Raw genomic sequence first — 14,972 nt, 5'->3', positions numbered from 1 at the left:
ATGATTTACCTTTCTGCCGTTGGCATGGTCAACGCGCTCGGCAACTCGGCTGATGAAATAGCGGCGAACCTGATCGCTGGTGTGGCCCCCGGGATGCGCCAGCGTGCGGGCTGGCTACAGGGCTTACCCGAGGCCGTGCTGGGGGGCGTGGAGGGTGAACTTCCCCCTGTCCCCGGGTCTTTTTCTGCGCATCGCAGCCGCAACAACCAGCTGCTGCTGGCGGCGCTGGCGCAAATCCGGCCCGCCGTCGATGCGGCCATTGCGCGCGTGGGGCGCGACCGCGTGGCGGTTGTGCTGGGCACCAGCACCTCCGGGCTGGACGAGGGTGATGAGTACGTGCGCCGCGCGCAGAACGGCGAGCGCAGCCCGCAGTGGCAATATCCGCAGCAGGAGCTGGGCGATCCGTCGCGCTTTCTCGCCCGCTGGCTTGCGCTGGACGGCCCGGCGTATACCATCTCAACCGCCTGCTCCTCCAGCGCGCGGGCGATCATCAGCGGTCGGCGCCTGATTGACGCCGGGCTGGTGGACGTCGCCATCGTCGGCGGGGCCGACAGCCTGAGCCGCATGCCGGTCAACGGCTTCAACAGCCTGGAGTCCTTCTCCCCGACCCTGTGCGAACCGTTTGGCCGCCACCGTCGGGGGATCACCATTGGCGAAGCGGCGGCACTGATGGTGCTGACCCGCGAGCCGGGCGAGGTTGCGCTCCTGGGCGCGGGGGAATCCAGCGATGCGTACCATATTTCCGCCCCGCATCCGCAGGGGGAAGGGGCGATCCGCGCCATCAACCAGGCGCTGAACGAGGCGGGCATGACGGCGGCGGACGTCGGTTATATCAACCTGCACGGCACCGCCACGCCGCTGAACGATCGCATTGAGGCGCAGGTGATCCACGATCTCTTTGGCGACCGCGTGCCGTGCAGCTCCACGAAACATCTTACCGGCCACACGCTGGGCGCCGCGGGGATCACCGAGGCAGCCCTGAGCTGGCTGATCCTGACCCGAGACCTGCCGCTGCCGCCGCAGGATTTTTCCCGCTACGCGCCGGACGACACCCTGCCCGCCTTCGGCCTGCTGCATCAGAGCGCACCGCTGAATAAACCGGCGATCCTGTCAAACTCCTTCGCGTTTGGCGGCAACAACGCCAGCCTTCTGCTGGGGAGGGTATGATGCGCTACTTACCTCCCGGGGATTATCTTCCTCACGACACGCCGATGCTGCTGCTTGAGAGCGTGGAAAGCGTTACCGATGACCGCGCCGTTTGCAGCGTGACGGTGAACGATCGGGGCGTTCTGGCTCCGTTTCTGGACGCGGACGGCAACCTGCCTGGCTGGTTTGCGCTGGAGCTGATGGCCCAGACCGTGGGCGTCTGGTCTGAATGGCACCGGATGCAAAAAGGGCTGCCGCACTGTGCGCTGGGTATGGTGCTGGGCGCGCGCGAGCTGGTGTGCGACGCCGGGCATTTTGCCGCAGGCAGCACGCTGATCATCACCATCGAACGTCTGATGCAGGATGAACGCTTTGGCAGCTTCGAGTGCGCCATTCATGCGGATAGTGTCTCCCTCGCCACGGGCCGCGTGAACACCTTCCAGCCGAGCGAGGACGAATTAACCACACTTTTCAACCAGGGAACACCATCATGAGATCCGTACTGGTCACCGGCGCCAGCAAAGGCATTGGCCGCGCTATCGCCCTTCAGCTTGCGGCGGACGGTTTCACCGTCGGCGTGCATTACCATCGTGATGAAGCGGGCGCGCAGGAGACGCTGGAAGCGATTGTCCAGGCAGGCGGCGCGGGCCGTTTACTCACCTTCGACGTGGGCAACCGCGAGCAGTGCCGCACGGTGCTGGAACAGGAGATCGCTGACCACGGCGCGTGGTATGGCGTGGTCAGTAACGCCGGTATTACCCGCGACGGTGCTTTTCCGGCGCTCAGCGACGATGACTGGGACAGCGTGATCCACACCAATCTCGACAGTTTTTATAACGTCATTCATCCCTGCATTATGCCGATGATCGGCACCCGCAAGGGCGGGCGGATCATCACCCTGTCGTCGGTGTCAGGCATTATGGGCAACCGTGGGCAGGTGAACTACAGCGCGGCGAAAGCCGGGATCATCGGCGCCACCAAAGCGCTCGCCACCGAGCTGGCAAAACGCAAAATCACCGTCAACTGCATCGCGCCGGGGCTGATCGATACCGGCATGATCGAGATGGACGAAGCTGCGCTGCACGCGGCGATGTCGATGATCCCGATGCAGCGTATGGGCCAGGCCGAGGAGGTCGCCGGGCTGGCGAGTTACCTGATGTCGGATAAAGCAGGCTATGTGACGCGTCAGGTGATTTCGATTAACGGAGGCATGCTATGACCCGCCGGGTAGTGATTACGGGCATGGGCGGCGTCACCGCGTTCGGCGAGGACTGGCCGACCATCTCGCGCCGTCTGCGCGAGTATGAAAATGCGGTGCGTACCATGACGGAGTGGCAGGCGTATGACGGCCTGCAAACCCTGCTCGCCGCGCCGATTGAAAACTTCACTCTCCCCGCTCACTATACCCGTAAGCGCATTCGCGCCATGGGCCGGGTGTCGCTGCTCTCTACCCGCGCCACCGAGCTGGCGCTGGAGCAGGCGGGACTGATCGACGACGCGGTGCTGACCAACGGTCAGACCGGCATCGCCTACGGCTCGTCGACCGGCAGCACCGGGCCGGTCAGCGAGTTTGCCTCTATGCTCACCGAAAAGCACACCCACAACATCACCGGCACCACCTACGTGCAGATGATGCCGCACACCACGGCGGTGAATACCGGGCTGTTCTTTGGCCTGCGCGGACGGGTGATCCCCACCTCGAGCGCCTGTACCTCTGGCAGCCAGGCGATTGGCTACGCCTGGGAAGCGATTCGTCACGGCTACCAGACGGTGATGGTGGCAGGCGGCGCGGAAGAGCTGTGCCCGTCGGAAGCGGCGGTTTTCGATACCCTGTTTGCCACCAGCCAGCGTAACGACGCGCCAAAAACCACGCCGTCGCCGTTTGACGTTCAGCGCGATGGCCTGGTGATTGGCGAAGGGGCGGGCACGCTGGTGCTGGAAGCGCTGGATCACGCCAGAGCGCGCGGGGCGACAATCTATGGCGAGATCGTGGGCTTTGCCACCAACTGCGATGCGGCGCACATCACCCAGCCCCAGCGTGAAACCATGCAGGTGTGTATGGCGCAGTCGCTGGCGATGGCGGGCCTTGGCCCTCAGGAGATTGGTTATATTTCTGCCCACGGCACGGCAACCGATCGCGGGGACATCGCCGAGAGTCAGGCGACCGCCGCCATTTTCGGCGACAGCGTGCCCATCTCATCCTTAAAGAGTTATTTCGGCCATACCCTGGGCGCCTGCGGCGCGCTGGAAGCCTTGCTGAGTCTGCACATGATGCGGGAGGGCTGGTTCACGCCAACGCTCAATTTAAGACAACCGGATGAGCAATGCGGCGCTTTAGATTATATTATGGGGGAAACCCGCCCGATTGATTGCGAATTTATTCAGAGCAATAACTTTGCCTTTGGCGGCATCAATACCTCGATAATCATTAAACGCTGGGCGTAACTATGTACCAGTTTGTACTGGGAAAGATCTCCACCCTTAGCGCGGACCCGCTGGCGTCAACGCTCGCAGACATGGCACCTCAGGGTGCACGACACGCTTCCTGGCTTGCAGGCCGGACGCTGCTCGCCAGAACCTTATCCCCGTCACCGCTTCCCGAGATAATTTACGGCGAGCAGGGAAAACCGGCCTTCGCTAACGGCCATCCTCTGTGGTTTAACCTGAGCCACAGCGGGGACGACATTGCCCTGCTGATGAGCGATGAAGGTGAAGTGGGCTGCGATATCGAAGTGATCCGCCCGCGGGAAAACTGGCAGGCGCTGGCGAATGCCGTTTTCAGCCTCACCGAACATGACGAGCTGGAACGTGAAGCGCCGGAAGAGCAGCTTTCCGCATTCTGGCGCATCTGGACGCGCAAAGAGGCAATCGTCAAACAGCGTGGCGGCAGCGCGTGGCAGATTGTCAGTATTGACAGCACCGCCCAGACCCTCCCGGTCAGTCAGCTACGCTTCGGCTCGCTGAGCCTGGCGGTCTGTACCCCTACGCCTTTCACCTTAACGGCGGAAGCGGTTACTTACTCCGGTATTTCTGCGGCATAAAAATGACCAGCACACCGAGTATAATCAAGCCGACGCCCGCCAGCCCGCGCCAGGAAAAGTATTCTCCCCAGCCGGGCAGTAAAATTGCAGCACTCCACACCAGGATGTAACTGAGGCTCAGCAAGGCATACGCTTTGCTGAGCGCCATACGATGCAATGCCAGATACCAGCAGCCCATTGAGGCGCAATAGCCTGTCAGCCCCAGCATCAGCGCGCCCGTACCGGGGGCTATATGCCAGAGGGCTGCCCAGAAAGCGTCGCTCATCGGGGGCAGCGTCACCATCGCATGACGCAGCAGCAGCTGCGCCACGCTGACTAACACTACGCTGCATAACGCCCAACACGCACCGTTCACAGGCTTCCTCCCAGCAAAATAACCCCGACGATAATCAACCCGACGCCCAGCCAGTGACGTAGCGGGACAGGCTCATGCCAGACGATTTTTGCCGCCAGCGTTACCCAGACAAAGTTAAGGCTCAGCATGGGGTACGCCACCCCGACGGGCAGATGCTGCAATACCACCAGCCAGGCAACCATCCCGCCACCCAGCATCAGCAGGGCCAGCCCAAGCCACAGGGCGACCTGCTGACCGCCGCCTGCCCGTGTCGCCTGTTTCTGGCACAGTTGACCTGCGCAGCTCAACAGGCTTGCCAGCACCAGCCAGATCCAGGCCATCACTGCGGCAGATATTGCAGGTAAGCCAGACGCCCCTGAATCGTCAGGTTGTCCGGTTTTGGCAGCCCGGCGCGGGCCAGGTCGTCGTTTTTCGACAGCAGGATCACCAGCGACACCGGTCCCTGCTGACGATGCGCTTCAAGCCAGTGCGCGATATCATCTTTGCTCACAAAACGCCCCTTAGCGTCCGGATAATCCAGGCCATATTTCAGCTCACCGCTCTGCCCATACAAAATGATGTCATTACGCTGAAGCTCCCACGCCAGCCCGGAGGCTATACCAACGTTGTTCGCCAGGACGAATTTACTCATCTGCAATGGCTCGCGAACGGAATCCACCAGCGACTGCGGCTGTTTGGAATCCACTACCCGGTCCGGGATCGCAAAACCCACCAGCAGGGCCAGCCCGGCAGGGCAAAGCGCCGCCAGCCACCAGCGCTGCGGATTTTTAAGGGTAAACCAGCCCACCGAGGCCCAGACCAGAAACGCCACCACGGCACAGAAGACTTTGTACAATTCGACCGGTGTCCAGACTGGATGTTTAGCAAGCCCCCATGGCGATACCACCAGCGCCGCCAGCATGCCAAGCACGCCAAACGCGATATTGATCCCACCGTTAATACGTAACGCTTTTTCGGCGACGGTGCAGGCGTAGCGCGCCATCAGGATCGCCAGCGGCGCAAAGCACGGCAGGATATAGGTCGGCAGCTTGCCTTTGGCGATGCTGAAGAACAGCAGCGGCATCACTATCCAGCCCAGCAGATAAAGCCCCGCCCTCTCGTTTTCTCTGTCTCGCCATCCCAGGCGCAGCGAGCCCGGCAGCATCGCCAGCCACGGCAGACTTCCCGCGATGAGGAACGGCAGATAGTACCAGAACGGCGCTTTATGCTGGGCATCGCTCCGGGCAAAGCGCTGGATATGCTCCACCCAGAAGAAGTAACGCCAGAAATCCGGCTCACGCTGAGCAATCGCCAGCCCCCAGGGCAGGACGATAAGTACGCAGCTGAGGATCGCCAGCCAGCCGAAAACCAGCACCTCCTTCCAGCGTCGTTGCGCAATCACCCACGGCAGCACGCCAATCACCGGTACCGCCAGCGCCAGGAAGCCTTTGGTCATGACGCCCATGCCGCAGGCCAGCCCCAGCAGAATGTAGCCCCCCGCTTTTCCGGCTATCGTTTTCGCCTGCGAAGCCAGCCAGAAGCTGCACATAGCCGCCACCAGCCAGAGGGTGATAATGGGATCCAGCACGGCGTAGGTGCCGATGCCATAGACCAGGAACAGGGTTAAGAAGATCAGGCCGGAGAAGATCGCCACCCGCTTATCCTGCCAGAGACGCCAGGCCAGCCAGATCACCAGCAGCGCCGTCAGCCCGGTGCAGAATATCGCCCCCGCGCGAACGGCAAAATTGGTGTGTCCAAATAGCCATTGCCCGATGCTGTTCACCCAGTAACCGGCAATGGGTTTTTCAAAGTAACGCAGCCCGAGGAAATGCGGGACCACCCAATCGCCTGAGGCCAGCATTTCGCGGCTGATTTCCGCATAGCGCGTTTCATCAGGCTGCCATAACAGGCGAAGGTTGACCGGAAGGAGGTAGTAAACGACAAACAGGGCGATAAGCGTCAGGCCATAGCGGGTTGTTTTCATAGTGCCGGGCTCACGGTTTGTTGATAGCCAAGCCAGCCTTCCCGGCCAGCCATTTCACGACGGACGATTTTTCCCAGGGGCAGCGTGCCAGGATCCTCCGGCAACAGCTGGCTTAACGGGCAGAACTGAATGCCCTCCTGCGCCGCCAGCGCAAGCAACGCGTCAAAATCCTGCTGATACGCAATGCCTTCCACTTCGGCATGGATGGTATAAACCGGCGTACCGGCATCGCGGTGCATCGCATCCAGAATGTAACGGTTAAACCTGTCGGCACTCACCTCGCGCCCGACCACTTCATCCCACGTCGGAAGGGTGACCGGAATCTGCACCGTGCCGGTTCGGTTTTCCCCCAGCAGCGGTAAAAACGGTCCGGTGCCCCGGCAATCGCTGTTGTAGCGAAAGGCGAAGCGCTCTTTGGCCTTCACCACGCGCTGGTCGGCCCGCCATCCCGCCACGGCGGAACAGCGCACAGGCTGGCCGGTAATGGCTTCCAGCTCCAGCACGCCGCGCTCAACCTCACGCGCCAGGCGGGGGATATCCCACACGCCCGCCCAGGCCTGCCAGGCATGATGATCCCAGGCGTGCAGCCCCACTTCATGATGCTGCGCGGCCTTGCAGATGATCGCTTCATTTTCCGCGCCGATGCGCCTGCCGGGCCATGCGGTTCCGGCCAGCAGGATATCCCAGCCGTAGAGCGATGCCGCGCGCGAGCGCAGCATTTTGAACAGAAAGGCCGGTTTAACCAGACGCCACAGATGACGCCCCATGTTGTCTGGCCCGACGCTGAAGAAAATGCTGGCACGCACGTCGTGCTTGCTCAGCAGTTCCAGCAGCCGCGGCACACCCTCACGCGTGCCGCGAAAGGTGTCGACGTCAATGCGTAAACCGACCTTTTTCATGATGCCTGTTCCGACAGCTCCACGGTGCGCAGGAAGAAGTCGAGCGTTTCATCAATGGTCTGCTCCATCTTCACCGTCGGCGTCCAGTTCAGGCAGCGCTTCGCATTGCGGATGCTCGGCTTGCGGTGCTCAACGTCCTGATAACCCTTGCCGTAGTAGCTGCTGCTCTCCACTTCGCGGAAACCGGCAAACGGCGGGAACTGGCTGCGCAGCGGGTGACGTTCAAAGCTTGCCAGCAGCATTTCCGCCAGCTCGCGGATGCTCGCTTCGTTGTCCGGGTTACCGATGTTGATGATCTCTCCGTTACAGCGGCCGTCTTTGTTTTCGATGATGCGGAACAGCGCTTCAATACCGTCGCTGATATCGGTGAAGCAACGTTTCTGTTTGCCACCTTCAATCAGCTTAATGGGCGAACCTTCCACCAGGTTGAGGATCAGCTGGGTGATGGCGCGGGAACTGCCGATACGCGCGGCGTTCAGGTTGTCCAGGCGCGGCCCCATCCAGTTAAACGGACGGAACAGGGTAAAGCGTAGCCCCTCTTTCTCGCCGTAGGCCCAAATCACGCGATCCAGCAGCTGCTTGGAGACGGAGTAGATCCAGCGCTGCTTGTTAATCGGCCCGACCACCAGACTAGAGGTGTCTTCATCGAAGTTATTGTCGGTACACATGCCGTACACTTCCGACGTCGACGGGAAGATGATGCGCTTATCGTATTTCACGCAGTCGCGGATAATCTTCAGGTTCTCTTCGAAATCGAGTTCGAACACGCGCAGCGGGTTACGGGTGTATTCAATCGGGGTGGCAATCGCCACCAGCGGCAGCACCACGTCACATTTTTTGATGTGGTACTCGATCCATTCGGAATGGATGCTGATGTCCCCTTCAACGAAGTGGAAACGGGGATTAGTGAGGAATCGACCGATCGCATCGGATCCGATATCGAGACCGTAGATCTCGTAATTGTCGTCTTCCAGCAGCCGTTCGGTCAGATGGTTACCGATAAACCCGTTTACGCCGAGGATTAAGACGCGCGTGCGGCGTTTGATCGCCACCACCGGCGCGCTGGTGATCAGCGCCCCCGCCACCAGCCCCAGAGACTGCGCCAGCTGTGCCCCCTGCACGTACAGCCCGTTGTCCGTTTGTCCGGTGACGATCTCCAGCGCCTGCTCGCCGCAGCTCACAATCAGCGGAGAGACGGAGATGACGGTGCCCGGTTTTGCCGCCGGAATGTCCTCACGCACGCGGGATTTCCAGACGATAAATTTACTGACCCCGGCGAAGCTGTACGCGCCCGGCCACGGGTCGGTCACGGCGCGCACCAGGTTATGCAGCTGACGCGCCGGTTTCGCCCAGTCCAGACGCCCGTCCTCCGGCGTGCGGCGACCAAAACTGCTTGCCTTGCTTTCGTCCTGCGCGGTTTCGGTAAAAGTCCCCTGACGGATCGTCGGCAGCGCGTCGCGAAGCAGGCTTTGCGCGGCGATGCAGAGCTTGTGGTGCAGCTCCAGCGCCGTTTCATCAGCGCCAATGCCCACTTTCAGCTGTGCCACGATACCGCCCGCATCGGCACGGCGTACCATTTTGTGCAGCGTTACGCCGGTTTCCGTTTCACCGTTAACCAGCGCCCAGTTCAGCGGCGCACGGCCACGGTAGGCAGGCAGCAGCGAGCCGTGCAGGTTAAATGCGCCTTTTGTCGCCACGCTCAGGATGTCGTCGCAAAGCAGATTGCGGTAGTAGAAAGAGAAAATCACGTCCGGCGCAAGCTTCTGAATACGATCCACCCACAGCGGATGGTTCACATCGTCCGGGGCGTAAACCGGAATACCGTGTTCAGCCGCAATACGCGCCACCGAGCCGAAGAAGTGGTTTTCCCCGGCAACATCCGGATGGGTGAAGATGGCGGTAATGTCGAAGCCTGCGTCCAGCAAGGCTTGCGTGCCCGTGCACCCCATATCGTGATAGGCAAAGACGACGGTTTTCATGGGTGGTTTTCCTCTTGAGATGCCAGGTGCTCCTGACGGACAACACGTTGAATAAAATAGCGCGGACGCGCGCGAACATCGTTGTAAATACGGCCAATGTACTCACCCAGCAGACCCATACCGATGAACTGGGCGCCAATGAACGTGAACAGCACGGCAAACAGCATAAAGACCCCTTCCGCCGCCCACTGGGGACCAAAGACCAGCCGCAGAACGACCAGCAGAACGGAAAGCGCAAACCCGGCCAGCGCGATAACGCTGCCGAACACGCTCAGCAGGCGCAGCGGCGTGGTGGTCAGGCAGGTGATCAGGTCGTACATCAGGTTGATGAGACGCATAAAGCTGTACTTTGACTCCCCGTGCTCGCGCTCGGCGTGCAGCACCGGGATCTCCGTCGCTTTACGGGCAAAGATGTTCGCCAGAATCGGAATGAAGGTGCTGCGCTCATGGCAGTGCAACATGGCGTCGACGATGTGGCGGCGATAGGCGCGCAGCATGCAGCCGTAGTCGCCCATCGCTTTACCGGTGGTGCGCTGGATCAGACGGTTGATGGTGCGAGACGCCAGCTTACGGAACAGGCTGTCCTGGCGGTTTTGCCGCACGGTGCCGACCACGTCGTAGCCTTCGTCGGCTTTGGCGACCAGACGCGGGATCTCTTCCGGCGGGTTTTGCAGATCAGCATCCAGGGTAATCTCCAGATCGCCCGTAACGTGGCTGAACCCGGCCATAATTGCCGAGTGCTGGCCGTAGTTACGGTTGAGCAGTACGGCAACAATGTGGCTGCCCTCCGCTTGCGCGGCGTCGGTCAGCATCCGCGCGGAGTCGTCGCTGCTGCCGTCGTCAACCAGCAGAATTTCATAAGCTTTGCCGAGCGTCTCGCAGGCGGCAGTCGTGCGGCGGATGAGTTCCGGCAGGCTCTCCTGCTCGTTATAGACCGGGATCACCACGGAAACTTTTTGTACAGGCGGCGCACTGAACATATCAATGTCCTGCAAGCTGATGGAGCGCGGTAATGACGCGGGTTGTGTCGTCATGGGTCATGTCCGGGAAAAGAGGGAGAGAACAAATACGCGCGCTGTTCCATTCAGAGTTCGGAAGCGACACATCAGGGAAACGCTCGCGGTAGTATTTTTGCGTATGTGCCGCACGGAAATGCAGGCCCGTACCGATGCCCTGCTCCTTCAGCGCGGCCATCAGGGCATCACGCGAGAGGCCGCACCGGGCCTCATCCACGCGAATGATAAACAGGTGCCAGGCGTGCAGATGCGGCCAGGACGGAATGCACAGCGGCTGGAAAGGGGTATCCGAGAGTTCAAGCAGGTAGCGGTCGGCAATGTCGCGACGGCGCCTGTTGGCTTCGCCCAGCTTGCCGAGCTGCACCAGCGCCAGCGCGGCGTTGATATCCGCGAGGTTGTATTTAAAACCCGGGGTGATGACCTCGGCCTGCGGCGCGCGGCCATGGGTTTGGCGGTCATAGGCATCAACGCCCAGACCGTGGAATTTCAGGCTACGGATGTTTTGCGCCAGCTGCTCGTCATCCGTCACCACCAGCCCACCTTCGGCGCAGGTCATGTTTTTGATGGCATGGAAGGAGAAAATTGCGGTGCCCCGCCAGCCCACATGACGGCTGTGGTAGTACGTTCCGGCGGCATGGGCCGCGTCTTCAATGACAGGAATACCGTGACGTTCACCGACGGCGCGGATGGCGTCAATATCGCACGGCGCACCCGCATAATGAACCGGCACAATGGCTTTGGTGCGAGGCGTAACGGCGGCGTCGACCGCTTCAGGCGTCACCATCAGCGTGTCTCTGTCGACGTCGATCATCACCGGTATGGCACCCAGCAGCACGATCATATTCAGCGTCGATACCCAGGTCAGGGAGGGCGTAATCACCTCATCGCCGGGACCAATCCCCATCGCCATCAGGGTGACGTGCATCCCCGCCGTGGCAGAGGAGACGGCAATCGCATGACGGTTTCCCGTCAGCGTACAGAACGCCTCTTCAAGCATCTGATTTTTCGGCCCGGTGGTGATCCAGCCGGAGGTTACTACCTCCTGTACCGCGGCGATTTCCTCCGCGCCCATTGAGGGCCGGGAAAAAGGCAAAAAATCACGCATTATTAATTTCCTTGAGTTATGCATGGCAACTTTTTGATATTAACCAAATGCCGATTCGTTTATTTCAACGAACCATAAACTCATCTCAAGGTAACGTTCATTTCTTAGGGAAAAATTAAGATGGTGATAAAAAGGAGGGGTGAATTTATATAAATTCATTATTAAACAATAGTTTAAGTAATTATGAATTATTTATTATGTGATTCCGCTCACCGTATTAAAGTCAATTATCTAAACCAAACATCAACAAATAAAAAAATCCCCGACCATTTCCAATAAATATGAAATGAGTCGGGAACTTTTCTTTTTAGTTAATTGTCGCGCTTATTTTAAATTATCAGGAAAGTTTTTTGGCAACTCGCTGGCCGCGCACGCAATAACGCTGTCGTCATTCGCACCGCAGTCGCGCACGAAGGTGATGGTGGCAAATTCATCAATCACTTCGGTTGGATACGCTGGCCCGGCATCACGGTAGCTATTCATCAGTGGAATGTGATCGTTCTGGAAGCAGACGGTTTTTTCCGGATTATTCATGACCCAGCGCGGGAAGAAGATGGTGCCGTGGAACAGGCTGTCTCCCAGGTTCACGATCAGGCTCACGTCGGTACCGGTTGGCTCCGTCCAGGAAATTTTATAGATGCTCTCCCCAACACGAACAATGTAGGCCTGCTGATCTTTCACCCAACGGTTGCCCACCAGACCGCTGTGAATACGGTAGTCCAGGGTGTTTTCGTTTTTAACGTAAATTTCGTAGTTCCAGCCATTATCGTAGGTATATACCAGATGTTTGCCGACGAAGCCGCTTAAATCATGTTTATCGAAGGTGCTCATACGATGTCTCCTTTGTTTTGATGAGACGATCTTATTCCTTCAAAAAACGAATGAATAACGCTATGTTTGAATCAAATTCATCCAAAATTTAGATTAATTATGCACAAGACGACGCTCGAACAGTGGGCCTTGCTGGAGAGAGTCATCGAGGCTGGCAGCTTCGCTAAGGCGGCGGAAGAGACCCACCGCAGCCAGTCCTCGGTCAGCTATAACCTGTCGCTGTTGCAGGAGCGGCTGGGCGTGGCGCTCCTGATGACAGAGGGACGGCGTGCCGTGCTGACACCGGCGGGTGAGCTGTTGCTGAATCAGGTTAAACCGCTGCTGAAAGCCTTCGCCTATGTTGAAACGCGCGCTGCGACCCTGCGCAGCGGGATGCGAACCCGTATCGACCTGATGGTAGACAGTATTTTTCCGCGCAGCCGGCTGTTCGCGATTTTGCGCCAGTTTCAGCAGCTGTACCCGCAAACGCAGGTGCGGCTTACCGAGGTGCTGGAAAACAGCCGCGCGGATGCGCTCAATGATGAAGCCGACGTGATGGTCTTAACCCGCCGCCAGGACATTACCGGCCTGGGCGAATGGCTGATGAATATCGATTTTGTTGCCGTCGCGCATCACGCTCACCCGCTGTTTGCGCTGGATACACCGCTTAACGACGAGATGCTACGACCGTGGCCGCGCATTCAGATCGCAGACAGCCAGCCAACCGCTCACCCCACCGGGGAGTCGTGGACCTTCTCCACCATCGATGCCGCGATCGAAGCGGTGATGTATCAGGTTGGATACGGCTGGTTACCGGAAGAACGCATTCAGACCCCGCTCCAGCAGGGCATCCTTAAAACGCTGCCGCTCAGCCACGGCGTACGTCGCGCCACGCCGCTGCACCTCATCGTCAAACGCTCCCTCAGCCCGCTGGACGAGCAGGTTGAGACGCTGTTGCGCCTTTTTAAACAGGAGCCGTCATCGTCAAGTGCTACGCTTTAAGTTTTGAACCATAAGATGACAAGGAGCGAATGATGAAAATTGATTTAACGGGGAAAGTAGCGCTGGTGACCGCGTCCACCGGCGGTATTGGGTTTGCCATCGCCCGCGGGCTGGCGGAGAGCGGTGCGGAAGTGATCGTGAACGGGCGCAGCGTCGACTCGGTGAACAAAGGCATTCAGGCGCTACAGCAGGTGGTGCCTGGCGTACAGGTCCGTGCCGCCATCGCCGATCTGAGCTCGCAGGAGGGCGTTGACGAACTGCTCAGGGTTGCCACGCACGTCGATATTCTGGTGAATAACGCCGGGATCTATGGCCAGCAGGATTTTTATTCCACCGACGACGAGACCTGGGAACGCTACTGGCAGACCAACGTGATGTCCGGGGTGCGCCTCTCTCGTGCCCTGTTGCCCGGCATGGTACAAAAGGGCTGGGGTCGCGTGGTGTTTATCTCGTCAGAATCGGCCTGCAATATTCCTGCGGATATGATCCACTATGGCGTGACAAAAACCGCCCAGCTCTCGCTGGCGCGCGGTCTGGCGAAGTTCGTGGCAGGCAGTGGCGTGACGGTGAACAGCGTGCTGCCGGGCCCGACAATGTCGGACGGTTTTGCCGCGATGATGAAAGACGAGATCGAAAGAACCGGTAAATCGCTGGAACAGCTGGCGAAAGAGTTCGTGATGGCGAATCGCCCCAGCTCGGTGATCCAGCGCGCCGCCACGGTGGAAGAAGTGGCAAATATGGTGGTATATGTCTGTTCCATGCAGGCCTCCGCGACTTCCGGCGCGGCGCTGCGCGTTGACGGCGGCGTGGTGGATGACATTGTTTGACCCGTCAGGCCACAGGTTCAGGAAAAAATGCGACCAGATATAAGGACTGTGAAGGTAAAGCAGGTAAACTAGTGAACAGAATGTGTATTTCAGCTAAGACGTATTTATGACCAATATGATTGCCGACGAAGCCGTGGCGAAGTCCAGCGTGCTCTCTGTCTTTGACTTTGATGGTACGTTGACGCACCACGACAGTTTTATCCCGTTCCTGCGCTTTGCCTTTGGCAAGCGCTACTTTGCTGGCCGACTGGTGCGCATGGCCCTGCCTACGCTGCACTGTGTGCGCCGCAAGCTGACGCGAGATGAGCTGAAAGAGGTGTTGATTAAAACCTTCCTGACGGGGGTGGATGAGCACTGGTTACGTCAGCAGGCGGAAGCCTTCTGTGAAAAATACTGGAACAAGCTGATGCGCCCGGAAGGTGTGCTGGCCGTCGCCAACGAGGTCAATTCCGGTGCGGAAGTGACGATTTGCTCTGCTTCCCCGGCGCTGGTATTGCAGCCGTGGGCCGATAAGCTCGGCATTAAGCTGATTGGCACGCAGCTGGAAGTGAAAGACGGCAAGCTGACCGGGCGGATCACCGGCCACAACTGCCGTTGTGCCCAGAAGGTGGCGAGGCTGGAGAAGGTGTATGGGGATTTGAACGCGTATCACCTGCGCGCCTGGGGCGACACGCGTGGCGACCACGAGTTGCTGGCGGCGGCGCAGGATCCGCACTGGCGGCATTTTCATCATCCGAGCAAGCGCCGAAATTCACCAATTAAGGGTTAGGTGCGGCCCGGTGCCCTCACCCCGGCCCTCTCCCACTGTACGGTCCGGGGACATAGTGAA

At 59.4% G+C, this 14,972-nt stretch carries 16 protein-coding genes; 8 read left to right on the top strand and 8 right to left on the bottom strand.

All coding sequences use genetic code 11. The features are described from left to right. From SK62_RS00565 to acpT, 5 genes are read left to right on the top strand one after another with little or no spacing between them, the layout of a single operon-like run. Positions 1-1,167: a beta-ketoacyl-[acyl-carrier-protein] synthase family protein gene (locus SK62_RS00565; RefSeq protein ID WP_047718888.1), complete on the top strand. Its 1,167-nt coding sequence runs from the start codon at positions 1-3 to the stop codon at positions 1,165-1,167. Next, complete coding sequence (locus SK62_RS00560) at positions 1,167-1,640, top strand: hotdog family protein (protein WP_072250104.1); 474 nt, start codon at positions 1,167-1,169, stop codon at positions 1,638-1,640. Before SK62_RS00565 ends, SK62_RS00560 begins: the two co-directional genes overlap by 1 nt. Next, positions 1,634-2,365: a 3-ketoacyl-ACP reductase FabG2 gene (locus SK62_RS00555; protein WP_026094333.1), complete on the top strand. Its 732-nt coding sequence runs from the start codon at positions 1,634-1,636 to the stop codon at positions 2,363-2,365. Before SK62_RS00560 ends, SK62_RS00555 begins: the two co-directional genes overlap by 7 nt. Continuing rightward, complete coding sequence (locus tag SK62_RS00550) at positions 2,362-3,591, top strand: beta-ketoacyl-ACP synthase (protein ID WP_017693828.1); 1,230 nt, start codon at positions 2,362-2,364, stop codon at positions 3,589-3,591. Before SK62_RS00555 ends, SK62_RS00550 begins: the two co-directional genes overlap by 4 nt. 2 nt (positions 3,592-3,593) lie before the next feature. Then, positions 3,594-4,187 (top strand): 4'-phosphopantetheinyl transferase AcpT, encoded by a 594-nt coding sequence (acpT, locus tag SK62_RS00545; RefSeq protein ID WP_015571496.1) that lies wholly within the window; start codon positions 3,594-3,596, stop codon positions 4,185-4,187. On the opposite strand, the gene arnF is transcribed toward acpT, so the two are convergent. The 8 genes from arnF to SK62_RS00505 form a co-directional block, all read right to left on the bottom strand. After that, the gene (gene arnF / locus SK62_RS00540; protein ID WP_017693827.1) at positions 4,159-4,542 is read right to left on the bottom strand and encodes a 4-amino-4-deoxy-L-arabinose-phosphoundecaprenol flippase subunit ArnF; all 384 of its coding nucleotides are present in this window, start codon (positions 4,540-4,542) and stop codon (positions 4,159-4,161) included. The genes acpT and arnF overlap by 29 nt on opposite strands. Then, on the bottom strand, positions 4,539-4,862 hold the full coding sequence (arnE, locus tag SK62_RS00535; protein WP_015571497.1) for a 4-amino-4-deoxy-L-arabinose-phosphoundecaprenol flippase subunit ArnE: 324 nt from the start codon (positions 4,860-4,862) through the stop codon (positions 4,539-4,541). The genes arnF and arnE overlap by 4 nt, the downstream gene beginning before the upstream one ends. Next, positions 4,862-6,505, bottom strand: coding sequence for a lipid IV(A) 4-amino-4-deoxy-L-arabinosyltransferase (gene arnT, locus SK62_RS00530; RefSeq protein ID WP_023295562.1), 1,644 nt, complete (start codon positions 6,503-6,505; stop codon positions 4,862-4,864). The genes arnE and arnT overlap by 1 nt, the downstream gene beginning before the upstream one ends. Further along, the gene (gene arnD, locus SK62_RS00525) at positions 6,502-7,404 is read right to left on the bottom strand and encodes a 4-deoxy-4-formamido-L-arabinose-phosphoundecaprenol deformylase (protein WP_023295563.1); all 903 of its coding nucleotides are present in this window, start codon (positions 7,402-7,404) and stop codon (positions 6,502-6,504) included. Before arnD ends, arnT begins: the two co-directional genes overlap by 4 nt. Then, the gene (gene arnA, locus SK62_RS00520; RefSeq protein WP_015571500.1) at positions 7,401-9,383 is read right to left on the bottom strand and encodes a bifunctional UDP-4-amino-4-deoxy-L-arabinose formyltransferase/UDP-glucuronic acid oxidase ArnA; all 1,983 of its coding nucleotides are present in this window, start codon (positions 9,381-9,383) and stop codon (positions 7,401-7,403) included. The genes arnD and arnA overlap by 4 nt, the downstream gene beginning before the upstream one ends. Beyond that, positions 9,380-10,363 carry an undecaprenyl-phosphate 4-deoxy-4-formamido-L-arabinose transferase gene (gene arnC, locus SK62_RS00515; protein WP_047718885.1) on the bottom strand — a complete coding sequence of 328 codons (984 nt, stop codon included), beginning with the start codon at positions 10,361-10,363 and terminating at the stop codon, positions 9,380-9,382. Before arnC ends, arnA begins: the two co-directional genes overlap by 4 nt. 1 nt (position 10,364) lies before the next feature. Next, positions 10,365-11,504 (bottom strand): UDP-4-amino-4-deoxy-L-arabinose aminotransferase, encoded by a 1,140-nt coding sequence (gene arnB, locus SK62_RS00510; RefSeq protein WP_045328544.1) that lies wholly within the window; start codon positions 11,502-11,504, stop codon positions 10,365-10,367. Between the two features lie 324 nt (positions 11,505-11,828). Beyond that, complete coding sequence (locus tag SK62_RS00505) at positions 11,829-12,335, bottom strand: phenolic acid decarboxylase (RefSeq protein WP_017384099.1); 507 nt, start codon at positions 12,333-12,335, stop codon at positions 11,829-11,831. Between the two features lie 99 nt (positions 12,336-12,434). On the opposite strand from SK62_RS00505, the gene SK62_RS00500 reads away from it, so the two are divergent. The 3 genes from SK62_RS00500 to SK62_RS00490 all read left to right on the top strand — a co-directional run bounded on the left by SK62_RS00500 (position 12,435) and on the right by SK62_RS00490 (position 14,912). Continuing rightward, a complete protein-coding gene (locus tag SK62_RS00500; protein ID WP_017693822.1) occupies positions 12,435-13,316 on the top strand; it encodes a LysR family transcriptional regulator in 882 nt (293 codons plus the stop codon). A gap of 32 nt (positions 13,317-13,348) precedes the next feature. Beyond that, positions 13,349-14,143, top strand: coding sequence for an SDR family NAD(P)-dependent oxidoreductase (locus SK62_RS00495; RefSeq protein WP_032649780.1), 795 nt, complete (start codon positions 13,349-13,351; stop codon positions 14,141-14,143). 106 nt (positions 14,144-14,249) lie between these two features. Further along, a complete protein-coding gene (locus SK62_RS00490) occupies positions 14,250-14,912 on the top strand; it encodes an HAD family hydrolase (RefSeq protein ID WP_003861228.1) in 663 nt (220 codons plus the stop codon). Positions 14,913-14,972: the final 60 nt, after the last annotated feature.

Source organism: Enterobacter sp. BIDMC109, assembly GCF_001037885.1.
Classification (GTDB): domain Bacteria; phylum Pseudomonadota; class Gammaproteobacteria; order Enterobacterales; family Enterobacteriaceae; genus Enterobacter; species Enterobacter hormaechei_C.
Note: the sequence above shows the minus strand (reverse complement) of the source record. Positions and strands in the feature narration are given on the sequence as shown.